Source organism: Desulfospira joergensenii DSM 10085, assembly GCF_000420085.1.
Classification (GTDB): domain Bacteria; phylum Desulfobacterota; class Desulfobacteria; order Desulfobacterales; family Desulfobacteraceae; genus Desulfospira; species Desulfospira joergensenii.
Genome location: NZ_ATUG01000002.1, coordinates 1,623,794 through 1,648,897 on the forward strand (window position 1 = coordinate 1,623,794; position 25,104 = coordinate 1,648,897).

A 25,104-nucleotide genomic window follows, 5' to 3' on the forward strand; every position below is an offset into this window, starting at 1 on the left:
GCTTTATCCGGTTAAGCTATTTGACACCAAGGTTCTTTCCGTATAATCTGAAATTATACAGGAGACATCCACAGACAGACGTCTTTTCTTAAAATGGATGGCCTGGAGGGTCTGAAGTGTGAAAAAAATCGTTTTATATTCTGTTCTCATTTTCTTCAGTTCGGGATTGCCGGTTCGGAATTCCAGGGCAGAAATCATCAGAATTGCCTATTTTGAAGTTGCTCCGCACATGTATTATTCCAAAGAAGAGGGCAGGCCCAGGGGGGCGACCATAGCCTATTTTGAAAAGGTGGTGGAAGAAATGGGAAAAAGGGTTGAGTGGGTGGGGCCGCTCCCCTTCAGCAGGATGGTTTCTTTATTGAAAGAGGGGAAAGAGGTAGACGGCACCCCTTTGATGTCCAAAACTTCTGAGCGGCGACAGTTTTTATACTATCCTCAATATTTTTATTATCTTGCCCGGCCCAATTTTGTTGTCAGAAAAAACAACCCACTCAACGCCGTTCATTCCATTGAGGATGTAAAGGGATTTGTCATCAGCCAGTTTAACAAGGCTGCCAATTCCAGATTTGTTACGGAACACCTTCCATACTTCCGCTTCGATAAGCTATCAACCGGAGATAAGCTTTTTGAGCAGCAGTTGAAAAAATTGATACTGGGAAGGGTGGATGCCATTCATACCCTGGATGAGTATACGATTCTGTTTGAGGCAGAGCGCCTGAAACTTGAGGGGGAGGTCAAACTTTTGGTTCTGCCCGAATCCCCCTGGCCTTTTTATTCTGTTTTTGTCAGGAACGAGAGAGGCAAAAGATTAACTAAAGAGTTTGATGCCGCCTTTGAAAAAAGCGGATATAGACCTGGGCACTACCGCGATATGGTTCAACTGGAGTTTGACAGGATATCTAAAAAAGAGATCACAGGCGCTCCATCACCGCGGAATAGAATTTACAGGCATCCGAAATCTGGCGGGTCTCGCAGTTCTCATTGACCATGTGGGCCAGTTTGTACTCCCCGGGACCAAAGCCGATGGTGGGAATGCCCATGGCCACCGGGGTCACCGCGTTGGTGCTGAAGTCCCAGTAATCCGGTTCAGGGTCTTTCCGGAAAATCGTCTGAAATGTTTTGATACAGGCTTTTGTCAGGTCGTGGCCGGGATCAATCTCCCAGGCTGTGTGAAAGGGCTCATAGGTGACGTCCATTCCGGTCCAGGATTTCCGTTTAAGGGTGCCGATCTTCCAGGATGCGTTCCTGCCTCGGACAATGGCATCCATCTCTTTTTCCAGGGTTTCCAGGGTTTCCCCGGTGACCATTCTCCGGTCCAGGTAGATTTCACATTCAAAGGGGACGGCGTTGAGTGATTCGCTCAGGCTGGATATCCTGGAGGCCACCAGGGTCCCTCTGGGTTCCCGGGATTTCATGAGCCGGTTCCCGGTCTGTTCAATCCGGGTGATGATTTCAGCCATTTCATAGATGGCGTTCAGTCCTTTTTCCGGGGCAGACCCGTGGGCGGAAATGCCCCGGGTCTTGACAGCGACCTGGGCCTTTCCCTTGTGGCCGGTCACCAGTTGATTCCCCGAAGGTTCACAGATGATCATATAGTCGGGAAGAATACAACACTCCTGAAACAGGTGTTTGAGATTCTCCCCGTCGCAGTCCTCTTCCATGACCGTGCAGGATACATAAAGGGTTTTATCCTCTAACAGGTATAGCTTTTTGGCTAGGGCCCCGGCATAGACCGAGGCGGCTGCCGCGGATTTCATATCCACGGATCCCCTGCCGCAAAGCCTGCCGTCCTCAATCACCCCGGAAAAAGGATCATGGATCCATTGGGTCAGATCTTCGGCCTGGACAGTATCGATGTGGGAGTCGAACATGATGATCTTTTCTCCCTTACCCATCCTCCCCACCAGGTTTCCCATGGCATCAATGATGACCTCGTCATAGGCCAGTTCCTTCATCTTCCCTTCAATGAACCGGATGATCTCTTCCTCATCCCCGGAATAGCTCTTGATTCTCACCAGATCCCGGGCAAATTCGATGAGTTCCGACTGGATTTCCATTACGGCCGATTGAATATCCTTCATGTGTTTTTCCCTCTATTTTCAATTATCCATTTTTAAAGGCAAGGTCCTTATAAAATTCCGACCCGGTGGTTGAAGTCCATAATTAAATCATCGATATCCTTTTCACGTTCAAAAATGCTTCCCCAGTATTGATCGTGGTCGATCCATTGCCGGTCAAGCTCATGGACATCCCGGCCCTGCTGTTCGACCCAGGTATAGTATTTTAAATTGTGGATGGCCTTTTTATCGTAATAGGACAGCTCTTTCATCTGGTCCATGGCCACGGAATCCAGCAACTGCATATCCTGGTGGGCATGGATTTCTAAGTAGGGCCCTTTTTCTTTGGCAAGTTCCAGAAGGCGGGACCCGTAAAGTGCCATGGAATCGGTGGCAATGCTTATGATGAGGTCATCTTCTGTCAGCTCGTTGTACTTGGCGAATTTGACGGCCCCTACCATGTTGGCAATACCGGATATCCCGAGCAGCCCCAGGTCACTGATCAGATCCGGATCAACCCCCCGGTCGACCAGAATCTTTTTTCCCGTTTCCTCATTGAACAGCCGGATCAGTCTCATGGGAAGTTCATCATCCACGGCAATGATGAAATCCGTGTCCTTGCAGTCATGGATCCATGGGACATGCTTGTCTCCGATTCCTTCGATCCGATGGCCGCCGAAACCGTTGTTCAGAAGTGTGGGGCATTGAAGGGCCTCGGCAACGGCCAGTTTTGAGCCGGGATATTTTTTTTTAAGATAATAGCCTGCGCCCAGGGTTCCGCCGGAGCCTGAGGCGGCGATAAAACCGGCAAAGCGTTTCCCCGGCGTTAGACAGGTGTCCAGGATCTCCCGGGCGGCACTGCCGGTGACAGAATAATGCCAGAGGGGGTTGCCCGGTTCATCAAACTGGTTGAAGATCTTGAGATCCTGACCTGAATCCTTCAGTTCCCGGCATTTGTCAAAGATCTCTTTGACATTGGATTCACACCCGGGCGTGGCAATGACCTCCCCGGCCACCCGGCTGAGCCATTCAAATCTTTCCCTGGACATCTCCTCCGGGAGGATGGCAATGGCCCTGCAGGCCAGGAGGGCTGAGATATAGGCGCCTCCCCGGCAGTAATTTCCCGTGGACGGCCAGACCGCCCGGGTGCTGCCGGGATCAAACTGCCCGGTCACCAGGCCCGGGGCCAGACAGCTGTATGCAGCCCCCACCTTATGGGCCCCCGTGGGAAACCACTTCCCGCACATCATGATGATCCCGGCCCGGCACCCGGTCAGCTCCGGGGGAAGGAGAATATAATTGGGGGAATCGAAAAGACCGCCCGATTCCCTGGGTTCATTTTTCCAGGTGATCCGGAACAGGTTGGCCGGATCCAGGTCCCAGAGACCTATGGTTTCCAGCCGTTTTTTCATGGATCCCGGTATGGTTTGCGGATCTTTCATCATGGAAAAAGTGGGCAGGACAATCCCTTTGTCCCGGCAAAAGGCAATATTCTTTTCCTGTGCTTCAGGATGGACCGTTAAATCAATCATTGGAATTCCTTTTTTTTTCTGAGTCATTGTCGGGACTTTTGGCAGTGGCCCTGAATCGTTTCAGGCTCTTTTCCCAGTTGGAATGGAGGATCTGTTTTGCCTGGGGAAGGTCATGGGTTTTGAGTGCCGAGACCAAGGAAATATGCTCCTCAATTGAAGATCGGGCCGGAGAAAACAGGTTGCCGTCCTCTTCCTTGAAATAACAGACCTCCAGGCGCCGGCTTCTGATTTTCAGGCTGTCCAGGATATGAATCAGATGAATATTTTCGGACCGCCGGATAAACACGTCGTGAAATTCATCATCTGCTCTGGATGCCTCCAGGGGATCATGATTCTCCAGGGCTTTTTTAAACCGGTCATTGGCCCGGGTCATCTGATTGAAATCCTGTTCAATAAGGAAAGGTGCGGCACTGGACAGGGCTACTATCTCAAGGGCCTGAATAACCGGATAAATCATTTCCGGCTCCCGGGGGGGGGATTTTGGATATCCGGGTCCACCGGTTGGCTGCAGATTCAACCAGATCCTGGTCTTCCAGGCGTCGGATGGCCTCTCTCACCGGGGTTCGGCTCACGCCCATGTGGAGGGCCAGTTCCTTGTCGACTATTTTTTCCCCGGGCTTGAGAACGCCTTCCATGATCCAGGTCAAAAGCTTTTTGTAGACTTCTTCCCGGATCGAAGGCCTTTCTATGGGATTGTTATTCGCTGGCAGGGGCATGGTGGTTCTCTTTGGTAAAAAGTTTGAATATTGGATGTGATATATCAGTTATGATAAGAAGTCAATGGATGAGAAAAAAGTGAGGACATGGCTCAGCGGAACAGCAATGGGCGCAATTGAGAATTCAGGATTGAGGGTGCCCGGCGCCGATTATTTATGAATCTTTTTTGCGGGGAACCTGAAATGAGGATCCTTTAATTTTATGTAAAACTCTCCCGTCCATGGCCAGGAGACCGGTGAAGATCAGCCCCATGCCTGCAAAGGCTCCCCAGGAAAGACGTTCACCCAGGAACACGCTCCCCAGGGTGATGGCGCTGACCGGGATCAGAAAGGTCACCAGCAGGATATTGGTGGGGCCGGATGTGGCCAGAACTTTGAAATAGATAATATAGGCCAGGGCCGTGGACAGGGCGGCCAGGGCGAAAACAGCGGACAGGGTTACCGGGCCGGCCGATAAATTCCATGGCCGTTCCAGGATCAGGGCCGGGGGGAGCATCATGATTGTTGAAGAGCAGACCATGCCCGTGGCCACCACAAGGGGACTGATGTCCTTGAAGCGGCGTCCGTAAATAGCAGCACAGGCATAGGAGAATGCCGCTCCCAGCACGGCTATCTGCCCCAGAATCTCAATGCCGAATCCCCGGAGGGACTCAATTCCGATCAGGGTTGTGACTCCGATCCAGCCCAGGAGAACGCCTGTGACCCTATTGGACGTCAGCCGCTCTTCCCGGGTCAGAAAATGGGTGAGTACAACACTGAAGATGGGTGTGGTCGCATTTAAGATACTGGCCAGCCCGCTTTCGATATGGGTCTGGCCCCAGACGATGAGACAGAAGGGAATTGAATTGTTCAGCGCTCCCACGGTGAAAAAGGCCCCCCACATCCGTGGGGATGCGGGAAAATTCTCTCCTTTTAACCAACAGACCGCCAGGAGGATAATTGAGGCCAGCCCGACCCTTGACATCACAATGGTCAGGGGTGGCAGCTGTTTCAGGGCCACCTCGATAAAGAAAAATGATCCTCCCCAGATGATGGATAAAAAAAGAATCAACCCCCAGTTCTTCAGCCCCATAACCCGGTTGACCGGGGACTCTTTTGCCTGATTTTTTAGGGTGTTTCCCTTAAGCGCCGCTTGTTTTTTCATAATCCCTTTCCATATCATCTGTTTTGACTTTTTAAAATAAATCTGTACGCTCGGCTTTCCTGATGTAAAGATAAAGCATGATAAATTGAATATGCGACCCGAATCTTGCTCAAATAATTGAGCAAGATTCGGGTCGCCGGATCAGGGGTGTCCGGCTATACTGGTTCCATGAAAAATTTATGGAGGATAAATCATATGAACAATTGTTCACGACAGGCAGAGGATTATGAGCGCATTGAAAAGGCCATTCAATTTATCGAGGCCAATTTCAGATCCCAGCCCGGCCTGGAGGAAATTGCCGCCAGTGTTTATATGAGCAAGTACCATTTTGAGCGGATCTTTAAAAAATGGGCCGGAATCAGTCCCATTCAGTTTAAACAATTTCTTACCCTGGACTATACCAAACAAAAATTGTCCGAATCGAGAAGCCTGCTTGAAACCTCCCTGGAAGCGGGGCTGTCGGGTCCTGCGCGGCTCCATGATCTTTTCGTTACTTTTGAAGCCTTCACACCGGGGGAGTTCAAGCGTCAGGGCAGGGGGATAAAAATCGATTACGGATTTTGTCCGTCTCCTTTTGGAGAGTGTCTCCTGGCCATGACCGCCCGGGGGATCTGTCACCTGGGGTTTGTACAGGACAGCCGGGAACAAAGTCTGAAACGGTTTTTTGACGCCTGGCCCGGGGCTCATTTTTCAGAGGACTCCGGTCTGGTTTTTCCGGTGGCGGAAAAGATATTCACCCCCGGACCGGAGGGTTCGGGCCCCTTTAATCTGGTTCTCAAAGGAACCAATTTCCAGATCAATGTATGGAAGGCCCTCTTGGCTATTCCGGCAGGATGGGTGACAAGCTACCAGGACATCGCGGGCCTGATCGGCCGGGCCATGGCTTCCCGGGCAGTGGCCGGCGCCATAGCCGTCAACCCGGTGGCATATCTGATTCCCTGTCACCGGGTGATTGCCAAATCCGGAAAAATTCACGGGTTTAGGTGGGGGGTGACAAGAAAAAAGGCCATGATCGGGTGGGAAGCTGCCAGGAGGGCTTAATCTTGAAAGGGCATGATCATTCAAAAGACCAATCCGAAGAAACGACATTTTTTCTGAAATATGACGGGTCCTTTGACTTCAACCAGATCCTTTCCTTTATGGAACCCAGAATATTGACAGGCCTGGAAATCGTAAGGGACAACAGCTATGTTAGAACCTTCAGAATTTCCGGTGCCAAAGGGTTTCTCAAGGTGAGGGACAATCCGGAAATCTCTGCCCTGGAACTTCAGATCCGTTCCACCGGGGAATCATCCGGTATGGAGATTCAGAAGAGGGTACGGAAGATGTTTGACCTGGACAGGGATTTTACCCGGATAAACCAAAAATTTTCCTCGGACGGACTTTTATCCGGGGGAATGGTAAACGGGCATGTCCCCCGCCTGCCCGTTGCCTTTGATCCCTTTGAATTTATGATTCGGGCGGTCCTGGGCCAGCAGATCTCTGTTAAAGCTGCGACCACCCTGGCTGCCAGGCTCGCCCAGAAGGCGGGAGTCAGAACCGGCAGAGGGTTCCCCCGGGGCCTGGATTATTTTTTCCCCCTTCCCCGGGAACTGGTTAAACTGGAGATTGACGGCCTCGGCATCACCCAAACCCGCCAGGCCACCATTAAAGCCGTCTGTGAGGGACTGCTCAGGGGGCAGTTTGAACTCAAGGCCGGCCAGGATTTGGAACGGTTTCAAAGGCAGTTTTCCGCATTAAAGGGAATCGGGGATTGGACGGTGAACTACGTTGCCATGAGGGGGCTGGGCCTGGCAGACGCTTTCCCCGGTTCTGACCTGGGCATTATCAAGTCACTGGCAAAAGACGGGGTCCGTCCTTCAAAGAGAGATATCATGGAATTGTCTGAAAAATGGAGGCCTTACAGGGCCTATGCTGCGTTGTGTCTGTGGAACTCCTGACCCGGGTCTTTGGGGAGTGTATCACCCCAGATAACTGATCTGCATGATGGCCCGGGCCGTACTCTCTCCCAGGCATCTGTATTTATGGGGGCGGTCCGCCCGGAATTGAAGAAATTCATTTTCTTTGATCTTGAAGGCTTTTTCGTCCACCAGGATCTCCATCCGGCCTTTCACTACAAATACATACTCGTAAACATTTCCTTCATGGGGTTCTCCAAAGAAAATCGTGCCGGGATCAATCTCAATATAATAGGTTTCAAAAGATTGTTCCGGCTCAAAGGGAATCAAGGGAAAGAGTCGATAATGCGCGGATTCAGAGGTCAGGGGAGTACCGCCTGTAAATGAGCTCACCTTTGCCTCTACCGCAGGTCTTCTGAGCAGACTAGTGAAGGAGACTTTTAAACCATTGGCAATTTTCCATATGGTGGCAATGGTCGGGTTTGATTTTCCGGTTTCGATCTGGCGGAGCATGCTTTTGCTGACCCCGCTCAGCTCGGAAAGGCCTTCCAGGCTGAGGTTCCTTGCCTCTCTGATGCGTTTCAGGTTGTTGGAAATCGAATCTATGGGTTGTTCCATATCGCAAATTCCTTGACAATATATTGCACGGTAATTAATATAACAATCATTTAGACGTTATATTGTATATCCTTTGCAGAACAGAATCAAGAAGTGAATATGGATATAGAAATTATACCGCTGGTTTCCTTTGTTTTCGCAACCACCTTTTCTCCCGGGCCGAATAATATTTCCAGTGCGTCCATGGGCGTTACCTATGGATACCGGAAAACCGTCAGCTATCTCATTGGAGTGGCTTCCGGCTTTTTTCTGGTGATGATGGCCTGTGCCTTTCTTTCCAGCAGCCTTCTGACCCTTCTCCCGGCTTCGGAAAAATACCTGCGAGGGGTGGGTGCCGCCTATATTGTCTGGCTTGCCCTGGGAACCTTGAGATCTAAAAGTTCTTTCAGCGAAACCAGGGGAGCACCCAAAGCGTTTACAAAGGGATTTGTACTCCAATTGTTTAATCCCAAGGTGGCGGTGTACGGACTGACCCTGTTCTCCACCTTTCTGTCTTCGATTTCCGGGGATCTGTATGGCCTGTCTCTGTTTGCTCTTTGTTTTGCCCTGACGGCATTTATATCGATATCCACCTGGGCATTGTGCGGTGCGATGATAAAAAACAAACTTAAGAATGAACGATTCAGAAGGGGAGTGAATCTTTTTTTATTTTTACTGCTCCTGTATACTGCTGCGGATCTTTCGGGGATACTGAATATCGGATCTTAACGACTAGAGGAGATAAAAAGTGGAAACCATAGATTTTAAAGATTTTTTAAAAGTGGAATTGAGGGTGGGAAAAATCATCTCGGCCGAAGACTTTCCCCAGGCCAGAAAACCCGCCTATATCCTGAAAGTTGATTTCGGCCCGGACCTGGGAATTAAAAAATCAAGCGCCCAGATTACAGACCTTTATCAGCCCTCGGACCTGGTCGGCCGGCTGGTGGTCGCTGTGGTGAACTTTCCAAAGAAACAGATCGGCCCCATCATGTCGGAGTGCCTGGTGACCGGATTCAACAACGATAACAATGAAATCGTCCTGTGCGCTCCGGACCGGGATGTGCCCCTGGGGTCCAAGCTGATCTGAAAAGGAGGTCGGGTTGAAGAAGGAGACCCGATAATGATAAACCGATCAATAGATATCTGCGTAATCTGCTGAAAAATAAGGGGTATAACCGGATTCCATGCCCTGTCCCGGAATCCGTTTGTTTTGAATCACTATATAATGTATGGTTATCGTTCAGGTATAAAAGATATCAGTGCCGGAGCCGTCTTCATTGAGTATGTACAGAACCATATTCCCGCAATACGCTTTTGAGAAAGGAATGAAGCTCAATCCCTTTTCCTTTTCCCGGGATCATAAAAATGGCTGAGGAGAGAAAACAGGAGTACAATCCCGTTATCCTTGGGTTTTCAGACCTGAAGGGCCCCATTGACATTCCCCTGAAAGAGGCCAGGGAAAAATACGGCCGGCTGCCCAGCTCCTACGGGTTTGTCCCCCTGAAAAAAGGGAGAGAACCCAAAAAAGGGCTCAACCTTGAACTGGGTAAATTTATCCGGGAAATTCTGGAAAACAGACAGTATAATTTTAAAGGAGAGGTCCTCCAATACTTTAAATCCTGGCACAGGGAGTACGGGTCTGAGTTCGGGTTTGACGTGAATCCCTTTTTAAATATGAATGATCCCGGGACCCTGGTGAAAATCGTCCAGGATAATCAGCCCCTGTTCCAGGATCTTCTAGACATGGATCTGAAGGCCTATCTCATTGAGAATCTCCTGATCCGCAAGGAGATCGTCAATTCAATCAAAAAAAAGGACCTGTACCCATCCGTTCAAAGGATTCTCAGGAAAAAAACAGCAAAATTTGAAAGGGGCGCAAAAAGAAAACAGGCAGAGACGGCAGTGAACCGGATCTCCGCTATCCGGATTCTCAGGAAGATCGAAACCCTGATCTCCTCCTCCATTATTTCACCGGATCGGGACAAGCTGACCGTCTATGCAGACGAGGTTGCCGGCCTGCTTCTGGGGCTGCCCCGGGAGATTGAACTGAGGGGTAGACAGGACCTTCAGGGGATCCGGGGAAAGGGGATCGAGTTTGAATATGCCGCCCGGGACGGGTCTTACCTGAGTCTTGGGAAAAGCACAGGGGACTGCACGGCCGATAAAAGGAATTTCCAGGCCGATACCAGCATAGAAAATATATTCTGGACCATTTTTTCCTGGATCCTGGATCAGAATTATCAGATTCTCAAGGTCTATTACAACGGAGAGTTCATCATGAAGGTCCACATGCTCCCCCTTTATGTCAGTGACATGGGCACCTCTTCTTCAGGAGCAAGCAATTTCCGCCTCCAAAAAGGCGGTCACACCATCCTGGCCCTGGATGCCGTTGAAACCATCCGGGCTTTTAGGGACGATCTGCCCGAATTTAGCAAAGCCCCTCTTCTGGAAAAAAGGGAGAAGATCTTTAGCTCGACCATGAAAAAGATCCTGGAACTCGCCGGAAAAATGGGAATAGAGAGAATATACGCAGAAAAGTTTTCCAATACGGCCTGGGTCAGGGAGATGTATGAGAATTATCCCGAGATCTTTCTCCATGTGGACCATATTCAGAAAATCGACCAGCTTGAGGATGTCTTTTCTCTGGCCCGGACGCTCTGTGAGGACAGAGGCCAGAAGCTTCCCGGGGAGGTGTTTATGGAAATTCAGATGAAAAACATCTACCTGTCTTCCCAAACCGGATCCCGGGCCCCGGGAGTGAAGTCCTTTGCTGTGATAAAGGGGGATCCGGGCCAGGGAATTCCCATGAACAAGGTCATCGGAGTGTGAATCCGCGGGTTTTCTCCCTGGTTTATTCGAATATCCCTTGACATATGCGGGTTTAGAAGAATAATGTTCTGCAAAAGAGCAAAAATGTGCGTGAATGCAGAAAAGGGCCTGGCAGCCCCGGTTTAAAAAAAGGAACCCCATGTCCCAAAATCCCAAACAATTTTTGATTCTTGACGATGAAGAAACCATCCGTCAGAGCATTGCCGCTTTTATGGAGGATGAGGGATATCAGGTATTCCAGGCGGAGAGTACCGAGCAGGCCCTGGGGATTCTCAGGGCCCATCAGATTGGCGAGGCCGTGGTGGACATCCGGCTGCCCGGGGAAGACGGGAACACATTCATGCTGGAAGCCAGAAAAATAAATCCAAATATCAAATTTGTAATTCACACAGGCTCGGCAGATTATATTCTGCCGGATTCCATACGCAGGCTCGGAGTGACGGATGAAATGGTATTGATCAAGCCGGCCGCGGACCTGAGTGTCCTGTGCGACCTGTTAAACCGGCAGAAATAACGGCGTTTCGATCAGGGGGACAGTGGGGAAACCATGGATGGGAATACCAGGAAAATTCTTGTCATAGATGACGAGGTCTATGTCCGGGACAGCATCATCGGCTTTCTGGAAGACTCTGATTTTGAAGTGATTGAGGCAGAAAACGGCAGGGACGGGCTGGAAAAATTTAAAGCCCATGACCCTGATCTGATTCTCTGCGATCTTCGCATGCCGGAGATGGACGGTCTTGAAGTCCTTGCCCATGTCACTGAGAAAAAGAGTGAAACGCCCATTATCATCGTTTCCGGAGCCGGGAACATCTCCGACACGGTGGAGGCCCTCCGGCTGGGGGCCTGGGACTATATCATCAAACCCATCCATGATATGAACGTCCTTGACATCGCCGTGAACCGGGCTCTGGAGCGGAAAAGGCTGATCCAGGAAAAGGCAAAATACCAGCAGGACCTGGAAAAGGCCAACCGGGAACTCAATGAATCCCTTGAAACCCTTGAGCAGACCCGGGACCAGCTGGTCCAGTCTGAGAAAATGGCCGCCCTGGGAGAGCTGGTGGCCGGGGTGGCCCATGAGATCAATACCCCGGTGGGGGTGGGCGTGACCGCCGCCTCTTTTCTGGATGTTAAGACCCGGGAGTTCAGTGAACTCTATGAATCCGGCCAGTTGAAACGAAGTGAGCTGGAAGAGTATCTTACAGTCGTGGGAGAGGTGTCCAACTCCATTCTCATCAACATGGAGCGGGCTGCGGAGCTGATCTCCGGATTCAAGCAGGTGGCTGTGGATCAGTCCAGTGAGAGCCGGCGGGTATTCAACCTTGAAGAGTACATCAATGAAACCCTTTTAAGCCTCAGACCCCGGTATAAGAAAACCGGCCACTCCATCCATGTGGAGTGCGACCCGGCCATTGAACTCAACTCTTTTCCCGGGGCCGTGTCCCAGATTCTGAACAATCTGATCATGAACTCCCTGATCCACGGCTTTCAGGACATGGAGCGCGGCCGGGTGGATATCCATATCAAGGCAGAAGAGGGAAATGTGATTTTCATCTACCGGGACAACGGGTGCGGGATGGATGCCCGGCAAAGGGAAAAGGCCTTTGATCCTTTTTTCACCACCATGAGGGGAAAAGGGGGAACCGGCCTGGGCATGTCCATTGTGTTCAATCTGGTGACCCAGACCCTTCAGGGGGGGATCGTTCTGGAAACCGAGCCCGGACAGGGGGTATGCATCACCATGAGGTTTCCGGAAAGTATTCCTGAAGACGAATGATTCATGCAGATCCTCAACCCTTCCAGATGGTATCTTCACCCTGTGTTTATCTTTGCCTGTTCCATCTTTGCCCTGGCCACCTTTCTGGTTCTCACGGTCAGCCTCTACATGGAGATCACCTCCGCCCTTGAAGTCATTATCTTAAAGTTCAATATCGATCCCAAGATGATTTTCCCCTCCAAGACCGGGATGACCATCATGGTGCTCAGCCTCTTGATCACCGTGGTCCTGGCCGGGATCCTGCTGGCCTTTATCTACTATCAGAAAACCATGAACCTGTTCCGGCTCCAGCACAATTTCATCTATAATTTCACCCATGAACTGAAGACCCCGGTGACCTCCCTGAGGATCTATCTGGAGACCTTTATCCGCCATCCCCTGGAGCCCGAAGATATCAAAAAATACAGTGAAAACATGCTGGAGGACATCAACCGGCTTACCGAGAACATCAACCGGATCCTCAACCTGGCCCGGATCGAGAGCCAGAATTTCGGTTCAGATGTGACCCGGGACAGCCTGGTCAGTCTGGTTGAGAATTTCTGCGCCGGGAACGCATCCCTTTTCAGGGGCTGCCGGATCAGAATTTTAAATCCTTCAAAGGCTTTGTTTGAATATCCGGTCAATTTGTTTTTGTTTGAGATGCTGCTCATGAATATCATATCCAATGCCATCAAGTATAATGAAAGTGAAGAGCCTGAACTCAAAATCGTGTTTAAAAGCTATCTCCAGAAGGTCACCATTGATTTTATCGACAACGGAATCGGGGTGGACCGCCAGGAGGCCAGAAAGATTTTCCGCAAATTTTACCAGTCCGGAGCGGAAGGACGCAAGACCGGTTCAGGCCTGGGTCTTTACCTGGTCTCCAGCATCGCCATGATTCACGGATGGCGGGTCTCCGTATCCAGTGACGGCAGGGGCAAAGGCTCCAGGTTCACCGTCACCATACCCCGGGCAAGCATTGCCAACGTCAGGGAGAAAAAATTATGGAAGCGTCTGAAAAAAAGCGTATTCTGGTCATAGAAGACGAAACCCATATTGCCGAAGGGATTAAACTCAACCTCACCCTGGCCGGATATGATGCCGTGGTGGCCGCCGACGGAATCGAGGGTCTGGACCAGTGGCGCAAATGGAAACCCGACCTCATTGTCCTGGATATCATGCTGCCCATGATCGACGGGTTCTCCATCCTCAAAACCATCCGGAAGGAAGACGAAAAAATACCGGTGCTGATCCTGTCTGCCCGGGGGGACACCAAAGACAAGGTAAAGGGGTTGCAATACGGAGTGGACGATTATCTGTCCAAACCCTTTGACCTGGAAGAGTTCCTGCTCCGGGTGGAACGGCTGATCAAAAAAAAGGGCTGGTATGAAAAGCCGGAGCCGGCAGACCGGACCGGGGTGTTTTCCGGGGATGTTTACCGGTTCGGCAGCAACCAGATCGATTTTGTGACATTTGAGGCAAACTGCCAGGCAGGTCTGATCATCCTCACCGAACAGGAGGCCACCCTGCTCAAGATCTTTATCGCCAACAAGGGCAAGCCCCTTTCCAGGGAGGTCCTGCTCAACGCCGGATGGGGGTATTCCACCGGCACCACCACCCGGACCGTGGATAATTTTATTGTCAGGTTCCGCAAGTATTTTGAGACAAATCCCAAAAAACCTGAATTTTTCAAAAGCCGGCGCTCTGTGGGCTATATCTTTGATCCCGGAGAGTGATCCCGGTTCTTACACCGGAAAATCCGACCTGTCAGATTCCGATCCGGGAAGAGGTGAAAAGATCTTCAACAGCCAGGCCTCATATCATTCCCCAGTTTCCATGAAATTTGATGAAAATTCCTGACGCCAGGCCGGCAGCACACACGGTCAGGATCAGATAATCTTTTTTTGTAAAACAGAGCCGGGAAAGAATCGTCCATTGGTTCCGGTATCCGAACCCCCGGTTCATCAGGGCCATGGTCAATTGGTCGGCAATGAGGATGGCATTGACGATTAAAGGGATCATGATGGCGATATGGGCTTTGAATCGCCAAAGCCAGCCTCCCTGGTCCGGGTCGATGCCCCGGGCCCGCTGGGCCGTGATGATGAGAGCCCGTTTTTTGTCCAGGGCCGGCACAAACCTCAGGGCCGTGGTGATCATGAAGGAGAGACTGGGGGGGAACCTGAGCTTTACAAAGAGGTTGATGAAATCATCCAGTGGAGTGGATGCCAGGATGAGAAGGGTAAAGACCACCATATTGACCAGGCGCAGCAAAAAGGTGATCCCCAGAAGAATTCCCCCCCGGGTCAGGCAAAGGGTTTTCCAGACAACCAGGAGGGGAGCCCGGTTCTCCGGGTGGATAAATCCGCTGGTGCTGCTGAATCCGGTAAAGATTGCAATCAGGAGGAAAAGGGGGAACAAGGGGATCAGCCGGGAAAACATTCTCTGGAAAGTCAGGCCCATGCCAAGGCCTGCACCCACAATCCCTAAGGTCATGATCCCGTGCCAGGCAGGGTGGTTGAACATAAGGGTCAGGACCATGAGCAGGATAAACAGGAGGAGTTTGCTTCGGATGTCCAGGCTTCCGAATCCGGCGGAGTGAATCTCCGGCAGGGAATTCATGACTTCCTCCCCCGGTCATGGGAATTGTCTTTTGGGACCAGACCGGCATGGGCCAGAATATCCTGGTTTTCAAGGGCAAACTCCATGGGTTCATCCAGGACGATTTCTCCCCTGTCCACCACCGTGAGACGCCGGGCATACCGGGCCGCCAGATTCAGGTCATGGGTGATGAGGACAATGGCCGTTCCCCGGCTGTGGAGTTTTGTGATGAGATCCATGACCTGGGCGCTGCCCCCGGGATCCAGGCCGGTAAAGGGCTCGTCCATCACCAGGACCCTTGGCCTGAGAATGAGAATGGAGGCCATGGCAATCATCTGCCGGGTTCCTTTGCCCAGGGTAAAGGGATGAAGGGATCGGACCGGTCCAAGCCCTGTAAGATCAAGGGTTTCATCCACCTGCCGGGCAATGTCCTGCCCGGACAATTTCCTGCCGGACAGGCCGAAGCCGATTTCTTTTTCCACGGTGGTTTCAAAGATCTGATGGTCGGGATTCTGAAAGACAAAGCCCACGGACCGGGCAAGATCTCTGGATTCCATCGTGGTGATGTCCCTGCCCTGGAAGAAAATAACTCCGGGATCACAGGGAATAAGACCGTTTAGATGCTTTGCCAGGCTGGTTTTTCCGGCACCGTTATGTCCCATCAAAGCCAAAAATTCATTCTGGGGGAGGGTCAGATGAACATCTTTCAGTATCGGTTTTTGGGGATCATAGGCAAAGTTCAAATCTTTGATCTCCAGGACCGGGGGACTTGCCCCGGCTCCGGCACGGCCGTCCACTTTTTGCAAGGGCGCCGGGAAGAAGGGATCTTTTTCCCGGCCGGCGGCAATTTTTTCGGGCCGTCCCTGCTCTTTGATCCTTCCCTTTTCCATGACCAGGACCCAGTCCACCATGGACCGGATATCGGTCATGTTCTGCTCCACAATGACCAGGGTGGTTCCCCGGGACCGGCACAGGGTGTTCAGGTGGTGATAAATCTCTGCCCGGCCTGCAGGGTCCAGTTCCGATGCCGGTTCGTCAAGGATCAGGACCGAAGGCTCCATGATCAGGATGCCGGCGATGGCCAGGCGCTGCTTTTCCCCGCCGGACAGGGCAGCGCAGGAACGGTTTTCATATCCTTCCAGGCCGACACGGGCCAGGGCTTTGGAAATTTTGGGGGCGATTTCTTTGGCCGGAACCAGAAAGTTTCTCGGGCCAAAGGCCAGATCTTCAAACACGGTCCGTCCCACGATCTGGACTTCAGGGTCCTGCATGACAAAGCCGATGTCCCGGGCCAGGGTCTGGACCCTGAAACGGGTAACATCCTTTCCTGCCACAAGGATATCTCCGGAAAGTTCTCCCTCCAGGGCCTGGGGAATGAGTCCGTTCAGGCAGCGGCACAGGGTGGTTTTTCCCGATCCGGAGGGTCCCCGGATCAGGGCGCATTTCCCCGGGTTCAGGGAAAAGGAGATATCCTCAAGGGCAGGGGTCTGGGAGGCCTTGTACCGGAATGAGACATGGGTAAGCTCAATGGCCTTGTCCATGGAAGGGTTCAGACCAGCCCGCCCCGGTGGACAATCCGGTGGGAGATCACGGCAATGATCACGTTGACCAGGGAGCCTGCAATCAAAAAGGGCATGGTCCCCAGGACGGCTCCCATTCCGCCGATGAAGATCATGCTGAAGGCTGAAATGATTCCGTTTAAAAAGATGGCGGCAATGGAGCCGGCCACCGGCCCCAGTCTTTGGCTGATCCAGCGGAAGGCAACTACCCATGCTGCAAGCTGCAGCCCGATAAAGAGGTGGAGGGGAATTCCCAGGGGAAATCCCACAATGCCCGCCGTGATCAGATGGCCGATGAAAATCACCCAGATCCCCTCCATATATCCAAAGGCCAGGCCGCAGAAATACCCGGGTGCCGAATCCAGGCCGATGGTGCCCACGGGACTGGGGATTTTGATCATGGCCCCCACACCACTCAGGGCGATGAATACGGCCATATAGGCCACCCGTTTCACGGGAATGGTCCGGGTATTTAAATCAGTGCCGGGTTCCGGGGGTGTGGTCATGGGGCTTTCCTTTTGTTTTAAAATGGTTAAGGGTCAGACCAGACGTCCCACAAGGGAGAGGGGAGTATCCCCCATGGACGGAAGGGTCATTGGCTTGTCACTGGTAAAGATGACACAGGTGGAAGGCCCGGCGGATTTGGTCAGATCCGGAACAGGATCAGACTCCGGTTCAAACCGGGTATGGGCATGGCCCGCCAGTTGACTGGCTTCGGCCAGGATTCCCCGGGAGCCCACGGGCAGAATTTCATGGACCCCGGGCTGTGCCATGAGGCCCCTGATATAGTCCACCCCGATGATCAGAGTTTCGTGGGCAGATGCCACTTCTTCTCCCACCCGGGGCAGGCCCAGGCAATAGACCCGGTCCCCGGGCCGGGACAGGCCGATGCGCAATTCATGTTTCCTGCAGGTTCCGGTCAGTCCGATGCCAAGCCCGGTCTGGCTGGGGATGAAATTTTTTTCCGTGCTGATGGCAAGGGAAAGATCTGCAAAACCGGCGGCTTTAAGTTCACCCCGGATTCCCTCCAGAATGAGTCTTCCCGTGGGATCGGGCTCCGATGAAATGGCCACGGTCATGATCCTGGGTATGGCGCCGGTGCAGAGGATCTCCATGAGGGAAACCCGGGACGTGAGCCGGCCCACCAACTGGGGGGGGACCTTTAACAGGTCCAGCTCCTTGTCCCCGATGGCCCCGCATGAATCACAGGCCGTAACCAGGCAGAGCCCGTCCTCCATGATGATGACTTCAACATCCCGTCCCTGATATCCCATTTCCCTCTCCGTCCGGATAAACGATTCAAACCGATGGTTACGATTGGCCGGAACCTTTGGTTTTACTTTGTGCTTTATCCCGGCCTTTACCCGGGAATTTGCCCCAGAAAATTATAAAAATCAGAGAATAATGTCAATATGCGTGGCTCCTGATTGCCGGGGGATTGTCTTGGAACGAGTTGATTCTGCGGTATGCCAGACACCTTTTTTACTATAATTCTCTATTTTATTTACGGGGTTAGTACATGCGGCGTTACCTTCACCCGGATAAATCCATTTTTTTGCTCACCAGATCAATCGGCAATTTATGTCTTTTTCAGGAATTTTTAGTTATAAATAAACAATTAATGCTCTTGACAATAATTACTGATATGAATAAAAAAGCGATTAGTAATTATGTTTATACCTTATAACAGCTGAGAGGTTTATTGAATAGATTAGATTTTATTGCTCAAATCACAACGGGATTCAGTCATCTTAATCTGGAAAATCAATTGGGTAGTATCATCAAAAGCATAACAAATTCCGAAGTTAATTTTCTAGTATTAAACCGGTGTTTCCAAGTTATATATTCATATCCGGAGACCTGATCAAATGGATAACAGGCACGGCAGAAATGCTCACTAAAAAAGCCGATAACAATATGATCCAAGTCGTTGAAATGTCAATTGACGATGTCCTATGCGATTTATCCGAGTATTTTTTAAGATTGATTCCTGTACGGACTATATCGAAGAGGGCAGTCGATATTTTAATGATTTGATCAATCTTTGCCAAAAGCTCGGAAGCATATTCCGTTTTCTGCCGGTCTGGATTGAAAATATAGATCGGGAGGGTGGAATCATAGGTGTCAGTCAAAAAAGCAGAAGAGTTCGATGATAATATTAAACCCTTCAAAAGGAGAATCAATGATTAAAACAGTCGGTGAAAACGGGATCATCGAGTTAGTCCATCAAGGACCCTTGACGGGAGTGCAGGTGTCGGCACTCAAAGAGAAACTGACGGGCCATTTCAGTCAGAATAAAGGAGTGCTGCTTGCTTTCAGTCAAACCAAAGTGTGTGATTCCTTGGGAATTCAGTTGCTGTGTGCGTGTAGCAAAACAGCAGCGGCCCAAGACAAATCGTTCATTTTAAAAGGCGATCTGGATTGCATCCTTGATATGGCGGAACGGACAGGTCTGACGCCTGAAGATTATTTTATACTGGATAAAAAGGAGACGTGAGAATGGCGCAATTGATTATGACAGTTGATGATTCCGGCAGTATCAGGCAGATGGTGAGCTTTACCCTGAAACAGGCCGGGTATGAGGTTGTCGAAGCCATTGACGGAGAGGATGCCGTCAATAAGCTTTCCTCCCATCAGATTCATATGCTGATTACAGATCTGAACATGCCCCGGCTGGACGGTATTGGATTGATAAAAAAGGTGAGGGCGGATTCGCAGTATAAGTTTATTCCCATCATCATGCTGACAACGGAATCCCAGTCTGAAATGAAGATAAAGGGAAAGGAAGCCGGAGCCACGGGGTGGATTGTCAAACCCTTTAAACCCGAACAACTCCTGGCTGTCGTAAAAAAGGTGCTCCGGTAATCCGGTGGTAACGGTTTGTAAAAAAAATAATAAGCCACAAAAGGAAGCCGGTTATGTCTGAAGAAAACAAATTCAGTGAAGGATATCGTCAGGAGGCTCTGGAGCTTTTGGTTGTTGTGGAAGAATCCATTCTTGATATTGAAGAAAATCCGGAAAACTTTGATGCAATCAACAGTCTGTTCCGGGCCATGCACACCATCAAGGGTTCAGGGGCCATGTTCGGGTTTGACGATATTGCAGCTTTTACCCACCATGTTGAGACTGCGATGGATAAAGTCAGGGAAGGGCTGGTGCCGATCACGGGGGAGTTGATCAATCTGGTTCTTTCTTCAAGTGACCATATTAAAAAAATGCTGGATACAAGTGAGGGTATCGAGCCCGAAGAAAAGAAAAAAGGTGAGGCGATTATTGCGGCTCTGATGGAGTTGATTCCAGACAGCCTGTCATCTGAAAAAGAAGAATCGAAATCTATTCCGCCTCACCATTCGGCAGAAACTGAATCAAAACAGATCAATACAAGTTACAGGATCAGGTTCAAACCGGATATGTGTGTGTTTGCAACCGGCATGGATCCCGTGCTTCTTCTTGATGAGTTGAACGATCTGGGAGACTGCCGAATTTTAGCCATGACTGACCATCTGCCGCTGCTGGATGATTTTAACCCGGAAAGCTTTTATCTTGCCTGGGATATCACATTGACGTCAACCTGTGGTTTAAATGCCGTCAAGGATGTATTTATATTTGTAGAAGATGACAGTGAGATCTCCATATCCGTCATCCAGGAGCATGGGATTGCCGAATTTGAGGAGGATCTTCCCAAACTCGGGGATATTCTGGTGGACAGAGGAGAGCTTTCCAAGCAGGAAATTACCAAAGCCCTTGATCAGCAGAAGAGAATCGGAGAGGTGCTGGTTGAGGAAGGGGTGGTCTCAAAGGAAAAAATCAATTCCGCACTCAAAGAGCAGCAGGCTTTGAAAAATGTTCAGCAAAATTCGGCATCCAGCTCGGTGCGGGTGCCTTCCGGCCGCCTGGATAAGCTTATCAACCTTGTGGGGGAGCTTGTGATTACCCAGGCGAGCTTAACCCAGGTGGCGTCGGATATCGATCATACCGGTCTGGCAGGCCCTGTGGAAGACATTGAAAGGCTGACCGGGGAGCTTCGGGACAATGTCCTGAATATAAGGATGATGCCCATTGGTACGACGTTCAGCAAACTCAGGCGGCTGGTCCGGGACCTGTCTTCCGAGCTTGGAAAACAAATCCAATTGACCACAAGCGGGGCAGAAACCGAGATGGACAAAACAATCCTGGAGCGGCTGGAGGATCCCCTGGTCCATTTGATTCGCAACAGTATTGATCACGGTATTGAAACGAAAGAGATCAGGGAAAAGAACGGCAAGCCTTCTGCCGGAACCATTTCCCTTTCAGCCGCCCATATCGGAACCAATGTCATAATCACCATTCAGGATGATGGCGCCGGCCTGAATGTGGAAAATATTCTTAAAAAAGCCAGGGAAAAAAGCCTGGTTTCAGAGAATGACACGCCATCTGAAAAACAGATCTTTAACCTGATTTTTGCACCCGGCTTTTCAACAGCCCAGACCGTCACCAGTGTTTCCGGACGGGGCGTCGGCATGGACGTGGTTAAAAAGACCATTGACACGTTGCGGGGAACCATTGAAGTGGACAGCCAGCCTGGGAAAGGCACTATCATCACGTTAAAGCTACCCTTGACCCTGGCCATTATCAACGGTCTTCTGGTGACCATCGACAAAGACTTTTTTGTGCTGCCGCTGATGAGTGTTGAAGAATGTGTTGAAATGGGCAGGATGGAAAAAGAAAAAACCAGGGGACGGGATATTCTCAATGTCAGGGGGGAGATGGTTCCCTATATCCGGTTGAGAGACCATTTCGGCCTCAAGGAAGATCTTTCAAACCTGGAGCACGTGGTGATTGCGGATGTCAATTCCAAACGCATCGGGTTTGTCGTGGATCATGTGATCGGCGGACACCAGACCGTCATCAAGACATTGGGTCCGATTTTCAGGAATGTTAATGATATTTCAGGTGCCACCATACTCGGAGACGGGACCGTAGCACTGATTCTCGATACCAATGTGCTGCTGGAAAAAGTCGACAGAAACATCAATTATTAAATGTCGGATCATTTGGGAAGCAACCCTGTGAAAAGGTCTCCCGTATATGACCAAAAGGAGAAAAAAAATGAGTGTTCCCGGTATCACCCAGACCAGTCAGTATCTAACTTTTGTCCTGGACCAGGAGATCTATGCCATGGACATCAACCAGGTGCGTGAAGTGCTCGATTTTACAAAAATAACCAAAGTCCCCCGGATGCCGGATTTTATCAAGGGCGTGATCAATCTCAGGGGCGGCGTGGTCCCGGTGGTGGATCTTCGGCTGAAATTCGGCCTGTCCCAGGCAGAAAAAACCGTTGATACCTGCATCATCATCATTGAAATTACCGTCCAAGAGACACGGACTCTTCTCGGCATCATGGCGGATTCAGTCCAGGAAGTCATGGGCATGGGACCAGACCAGATTGAGCCGGCGCCAAAGATCGGCACCCGGTTAAAGACGGAATTCATCAAAGGCATGGGCAAAAAAAATGAAGACTTCATCATCATCCTGGACAGTGACGAAGTTTTTTCAGCAGACGAACTGGTAGTTTTCCAGGCCAATGATGATTCGCCAGAAATTAATGAGGAAGCCTCATTAAATGGAAACGTCAATGGTGTACATGAGATAAGTGCATAGTTCCAAAAATATCCGACACATACGCTTTGATACGAAAATAGAGGGAATTGAATTATGAGATATAGAGATCTGAAGATTGCGTGGAAACTGGCAATAGGTTTTGGAGGTCTGATTTTTTTGTTGATACTGACAGGATATTTTGGATTCAATGGCATCAGCAAAGTGAGCCATTCCCTTTTTGTCGTAGGTGATGAAGAAGCTCCGGTGGTGGATATGGCCATGGAAATGCAACTTGCCCTTTCAGCTGCCAGAACGTCAATGGACGAGTTCAAAAGTGCCACCGCTGTTTTGGCAACGGATGATGAAAAGAGCCTGGGTAGGATTGAAAGGAATTATGAGAAGGCGATTAAGGATTTTGATACCTTTGCCGGGGCCATTCTTCAAGGGGCTATACTGGAGAGCGGAATAAAGGTTATTAAAACCGACAATAATGAACTTGCCGATTTGATCAAAAACGCCGGGGAAGTCCATGATAAAAAATTCCAGGCTGCCGCCGATGAAATGATGCTGGATGGTAGAGAATTGTTAAAGGCCAAAACCAAATTGAACCGGGCCATGGTTGAGGCGGAAGATGTTTATGAAGAAGTCTTTAATGACGCCTCCGCAGTTGAAGAGATGATCTCATCGGAAATCAAGACTCGTTCGGTTTCTTCGGATATCGGTTCAAAGGCCAAAGCTATCCTTGATGAAGAAGTCCCCCTGGCCGATCTGGCCAATGAATTAAAAATCAGCATAGCACAGACACGCCTTGTTATGGAAGAGTATGTGCAGACCCAGGACATTTCAAAACTCGCCGTCTTGGACAAGGAGTACAAGGCTTTTTTAAAACAGTTTGATGAGAATGTTATAGCTATTCTCAACGGAGGCACCCTAGAAGGCAGAACGATTATCGCTACAGATAATCGTTCAATAAAGGCCGCAGTAACTGAACTTGATGAAAATCACGCTCAGTTTCAAAAAAAGGCTGAGACTCTTATGTCCTCCCATCGAAACGCCATTTATCAGAGCATAAAAGCCAAAGAATCCATGGAGCGCCTTGTCACTTCCGGTGAAGAGGCTAACCACATGCTCGTTGACGTTGAAAAACTGGCCGGCGAAATAATGGCAACCGCTATAAATGAAGGCCGAACAGCAAAACGGACCGCCCTGATCATGATTATCTCGATTACGGTTATTTCTCTTATCATCGGTGTCTTTTCTGGGATGATCATATCCCGGAGTATTACCAAACCAATAAGTAAAATAGTCGGGATCGCCGAAGATATCGCTGAAGGTGATCTTGAGAAAGATATTGATATTGATCAAAAAGATGAAATCGGCGATCTGGCAAATGCCTTTCGAAGTATGAAAGATCGGATAAACAACGTTTCAAAAGAGACCACAACCCTGATTCAAAAGATCCGTGACGGAAAGCTTGATAAACGGGGTAATGCGGATGAGTATAATGGAGGATGGAAGGATCTGGTAAATGGGGTAAATGAACTGGTTGAGGCATTTGTTGCGCCGATAAATGTCACGGAGGAATATATTAGAAATATTTCCGTTGGAGACATGCCGGATAAAATTACAGATGACTACAAGGGAGATTTTAACCAGATCAAAAAGAATCTCAATATGCTGATAGATGCCACGAATGAGGTTACATCTGTTGCCGAAAAAATGGCTGAAGGAGACCTTGAGGTTGAAGTCAAGGAAAGATCGAAAAAAGACAGCCTCATGAAAGCATTGAACAGGATGATAAAAAATTTAAACGCGACCGTGAAAATCGCAGAAACGATGGCCGATGGTGACCTGACAGTCCAGGTGGACCTCCTTTCGGATAGAGATACCCTTGGACTCGCCCTGAATTCCATGGTGAATAAACTGGAAAGCGTTGTGGCGGATGTTAAGTTAAGCGCAGACAACGTGGCATCGGGAAGCCAGGAACTGAGCAGCACATCCGAGCAGATGTCCCAGGGAGCCACTGAACAGGCCGCTTCAGCAGAAGAGGCTTCATCCTCCATGGAAGAGATGGCTGCCAATATCAGACAAAACAGTGACAATGCCCAGGAGACCGAAAGCATTTCCACGAAGGCTGCAGAAGATGCTGAAAAAGGTGGCGACTCCGTGGGAAAAACAGTCGAAGCCATGAAACAGATTGCCGAGAAGATATCCATCATCGAAGAGATCGCCCGGCAGACAAATATGCTGGCCTTAAATGCGGCAATTGAGGCGGCCAGAGCCGGAGAACACGGAAAGGGCTTTGCTGTTGTGGCGGATGCGGTCAGAAAGTTGGCAGAACGAAGTCAGACAGCGGCAGGGGAAATAAGCATATTGTCTACATCCAGTGTCGAGACAGCAGAAACCGCCGGGGAAATGCTCAACAAGATAGTTCCGGATATTCGAAAAACAGCCGAGCTAGTACAGGAAATAAATGCGGCATCTTCTGAGCAAAATTCAGGGGCTGATCAAATCAACCAGGCTCTTATACAGCTTGATCAGGTCATTCAACAGAACGCTTCGGCATCTGAAGAGATGTCTTCCACATCAGAGGAACTTGCAGCCCAGGCAGAACAGCTAAAAGATAGCATATCCTTTTTCAAGACCAGTCTAAAGGAAGATAAATCCACCTCTATGATAAAAAACGAAAGCGATGATAATTTTGAGGTAGCCGGTAAAGTTCCACCGGTCCAAAAACAAGGAAAGCGTGACGCAACCGGAGTAATCCTTCAAATGGAAGAAGTCTCTTCTGAGGCAGATAAGCTCGATGTTGAATTTGAGAGATATTAAATAAAAAAA

General features: G+C 50.0%; 25 protein-coding genes. 15 read left to right on the plus strand and 10 right to left on the minus strand.

Annotated features, from left to right (window positions below):
- Positions 1 to 118 precede the first annotated feature (118 nt).
- Positions 119 to 985 carry a substrate-binding periplasmic protein gene (locus tag F608_RS0120080; protein ID WP_022667476.1) on the plus strand — a complete coding sequence of 289 codons (867 nt, stop codon included), beginning with the start codon at positions 119 to 121 and terminating at the stop codon, positions 983 to 985.
- Here F608_RS0120080 and F608_RS0120085 read toward each other — a convergent pair.
- From F608_RS0120085 to F608_RS0120105, 5 genes are all read right to left on the minus strand, one after another.
- Positions 912 to 2,081, minus strand: coding sequence for a YgeY family selenium metabolism-linked hydrolase (locus F608_RS0120085; RefSeq protein WP_022667477.1), 1,170 nt, complete (start codon positions 2,079 to 2,081; stop codon positions 912 to 914). The two genes, F608_RS0120080 and F608_RS0120085, sit on opposite strands and share 74 nt — an antisense overlap.
- A gap of 47 nt (positions 2,082 to 2,128) precedes the next feature.
- Entirely contained in the window at positions 2,129 to 3,589 is a 1,461-nt protein-coding gene (locus F608_RS0120090; protein WP_022667478.1) for a pyridoxal-phosphate dependent enzyme, read from the minus strand.
- Entirely contained in the window at positions 3,582 to 4,046 is a 465-nt protein-coding gene (locus F608_RS0120095; protein WP_022667479.1) for a GntR family transcriptional regulator, read from the minus strand. Before F608_RS0120095 ends, F608_RS0120090 begins: the two co-directional genes overlap by 8 nt.
- Entirely contained in the window at positions 4,018 to 4,305 is a 288-nt protein-coding gene (locus F608_RS0120100) for a GntR family transcriptional regulator (protein ID WP_022667480.1), read from the minus strand. The genes F608_RS0120095 and F608_RS0120100 overlap by 29 nt, the downstream gene beginning before the upstream one ends.
- A gap of 154 nt (positions 4,306 to 4,459) precedes the next feature.
- The gene (locus F608_RS0120105; protein ID WP_022667481.1) at positions 4,460 to 5,449 is read right to left on the minus strand and encodes a DMT family transporter; all 990 of its coding nucleotides are present in this window, start codon (positions 5,447 to 5,449) and stop codon (positions 4,460 to 4,462) included.
- Positions 5,450 to 5,644: 195 nt separating this feature from the next.
- Between F608_RS0120105 and F608_RS0120110 the strand changes: the two genes are divergently transcribed.
- Positions 5,645 to 6,490 (plus strand): bifunctional helix-turn-helix domain-containing protein/methylated-DNA--[protein]-cysteine S-methyltransferase, encoded by an 846-nt coding sequence (locus F608_RS0120110; protein ID WP_022667482.1) that lies wholly within the window; start codon positions 5,645 to 5,647, stop codon positions 6,488 to 6,490.
- A 2-nt stretch (positions 6,491 to 6,492) separates the two neighbouring features.
- Positions 6,493 to 7,389: a DNA-3-methyladenine glycosylase family protein gene (locus F608_RS32725; RefSeq protein ID WP_022667483.1), complete on the plus strand. Its 897-nt coding sequence runs from the start codon at positions 6,493 to 6,495 to the stop codon at positions 7,387 to 7,389.
- A gap of 21 nt (positions 7,390 to 7,410) precedes the next feature.
- On the opposite strand, the gene F608_RS0120120 is transcribed toward F608_RS32725, so the two are convergent.
- Positions 7,411 to 7,965: a helix-turn-helix domain-containing protein gene (locus F608_RS0120120; protein ID WP_022667484.1), complete on the minus strand. Its 555-nt coding sequence runs from the start codon at positions 7,963 to 7,965 to the stop codon at positions 7,411 to 7,413.
- 99 nt (positions 7,966 to 8,064) lie between these two features.
- On the opposite strand from F608_RS0120120, the gene F608_RS0120125 reads away from it, so the two are divergent.
- From F608_RS0120125 to F608_RS0120160, 7 genes are all read left to right on the plus strand, one after another.
- Positions 8,065 to 8,673 (plus strand): LysE family translocator, encoded by a 609-nt coding sequence (locus F608_RS0120125; RefSeq protein ID WP_022667485.1) that lies wholly within the window; start codon positions 8,065 to 8,067, stop codon positions 8,671 to 8,673.
- Between the two features lie 19 nt (positions 8,674 to 8,692).
- Entirely contained in the window at positions 8,693 to 9,031 is a 339-nt protein-coding gene (locus F608_RS0120130; RefSeq protein WP_022667486.1) for a tRNA-binding protein, read from the plus strand.
- 278 nt (positions 9,032 to 9,309) lie between these two features.
- Complete coding sequence (locus F608_RS0120140) at positions 9,310 to 10,773, plus strand: hypothetical protein (RefSeq protein ID WP_022667488.1); 1,464 nt, start codon at positions 9,310 to 9,312, stop codon at positions 10,771 to 10,773.
- A 139-nt stretch (positions 10,774 to 10,912) separates the two neighbouring features.
- Positions 10,913 to 11,287, plus strand: coding sequence for a response regulator (locus F608_RS0120145; RefSeq protein ID WP_027362955.1), 375 nt, complete (start codon positions 10,913 to 10,915; stop codon positions 11,285 to 11,287).
- Between the two features lie 33 nt (positions 11,288 to 11,320).
- Entirely contained in the window at positions 11,321 to 12,550 is a 1,230-nt protein-coding gene (locus F608_RS0120150; RefSeq protein WP_022667490.1) for a response regulator, read from the plus strand.
- A gap of 3 nt (positions 12,551 to 12,553) precedes the next feature.
- Positions 12,554 to 13,570 carry a sensor histidine kinase gene (locus tag F608_RS0120155; protein WP_022667491.1) on the plus strand — a complete coding sequence of 339 codons (1,017 nt, stop codon included), beginning with the start codon at positions 12,554 to 12,556 and terminating at the stop codon, positions 13,568 to 13,570.
- Positions 13,534 to 14,265, plus strand: coding sequence for a response regulator transcription factor (locus F608_RS0120160; RefSeq protein WP_027363082.1), 732 nt, complete (start codon positions 13,534 to 13,536; stop codon positions 14,263 to 14,265). Before F608_RS0120155 ends, F608_RS0120160 begins: the two co-directional genes overlap by 37 nt.
- Before the next feature lie 79 nt (positions 14,266 to 14,344).
- On the opposite strand, the gene F608_RS0120165 is transcribed toward F608_RS0120160, so the two are convergent.
- The 4 genes from F608_RS0120165 to F608_RS0120180 are packed head-to-tail and all read right to left on the minus strand — an operon-like array spanning position 14,345 to position 17,960.
- Positions 14,345 to 15,148, minus strand: coding sequence for an energy-coupling factor transporter transmembrane component T family protein (locus F608_RS0120165; protein ID WP_022667492.1), 804 nt, complete (start codon positions 15,146 to 15,148; stop codon positions 14,345 to 14,347).
- On the minus strand, positions 15,145 to 16,668 hold the full coding sequence (locus F608_RS0120170; RefSeq protein ID WP_022667493.1) for an ABC transporter ATP-binding protein: 1,524 nt from the start codon (positions 16,666 to 16,668) through the stop codon (positions 15,145 to 15,147). The genes F608_RS0120165 and F608_RS0120170 overlap by 4 nt, the downstream gene beginning before the upstream one ends.
- A gap of 8 nt (positions 16,669 to 16,676) precedes the next feature.
- On the minus strand, positions 16,677 to 17,192 hold the full coding sequence (locus F608_RS32730) for an alpha-ribazole transporter (RefSeq protein WP_022667494.1): 516 nt from the start codon (positions 17,190 to 17,192) through the stop codon (positions 16,677 to 16,679).
- A gap of 33 nt (positions 17,193 to 17,225) precedes the next feature.
- Positions 17,226 to 17,960, minus strand: a complete 735-nt coding sequence (locus F608_RS0120180; protein ID WP_022667495.1) for an AIR synthase family protein — start codon at positions 17,958 to 17,960, stop codon at positions 17,226 to 17,228.
- Positions 17,961 to 18,868: 908 nt separating this feature from the next.
- On the opposite strand from F608_RS0120180, the gene F608_RS0120190 reads away from it, so the two are divergent.
- The 5 genes from F608_RS0120190 to F608_RS35110 all read left to right on the plus strand — a co-directional run bounded on the left by F608_RS0120190 (position 18,869) and on the right by F608_RS35110 (position 25,095).
- Positions 18,869 to 19,183, plus strand: a complete 315-nt coding sequence (locus tag F608_RS0120190; protein ID WP_022667497.1) for an STAS domain-containing protein — start codon at positions 18,869 to 18,871, stop codon at positions 19,181 to 19,183.
- A gap of 2 nt (positions 19,184 to 19,185) precedes the next feature.
- Positions 19,186 to 19,551: a response regulator gene (locus F608_RS0120195; protein WP_022667498.1), complete on the plus strand. Its 366-nt coding sequence runs from the start codon at positions 19,186 to 19,188 to the stop codon at positions 19,549 to 19,551.
- Between the two features lie 53 nt (positions 19,552 to 19,604).
- Complete coding sequence (locus F608_RS0120200) at positions 19,605 to 21,707, plus strand: chemotaxis protein CheA (protein ID WP_022667499.1); 2,103 nt, start codon at positions 19,605 to 19,607, stop codon at positions 21,705 to 21,707.
- A 67-nt stretch (positions 21,708 to 21,774) separates the two neighbouring features.
- The gene (locus F608_RS0120205; RefSeq protein WP_022667500.1) at positions 21,775 to 22,326 is read left to right on the plus strand and encodes a chemotaxis protein CheW; all 552 of its coding nucleotides are present in this window, start codon (positions 21,775 to 21,777) and stop codon (positions 22,324 to 22,326) included.
- 54 nt (positions 22,327 to 22,380) lie between these two features.
- The gene (locus F608_RS35110) at positions 22,381 to 25,095 is read left to right on the plus strand and encodes a methyl-accepting chemotaxis protein (protein ID WP_022667501.1); all 2,715 of its coding nucleotides are present in this window, start codon (positions 22,381 to 22,383) and stop codon (positions 25,093 to 25,095) included.
- Positions 25,096 to 25,104: the final 9 nt, after the last annotated feature.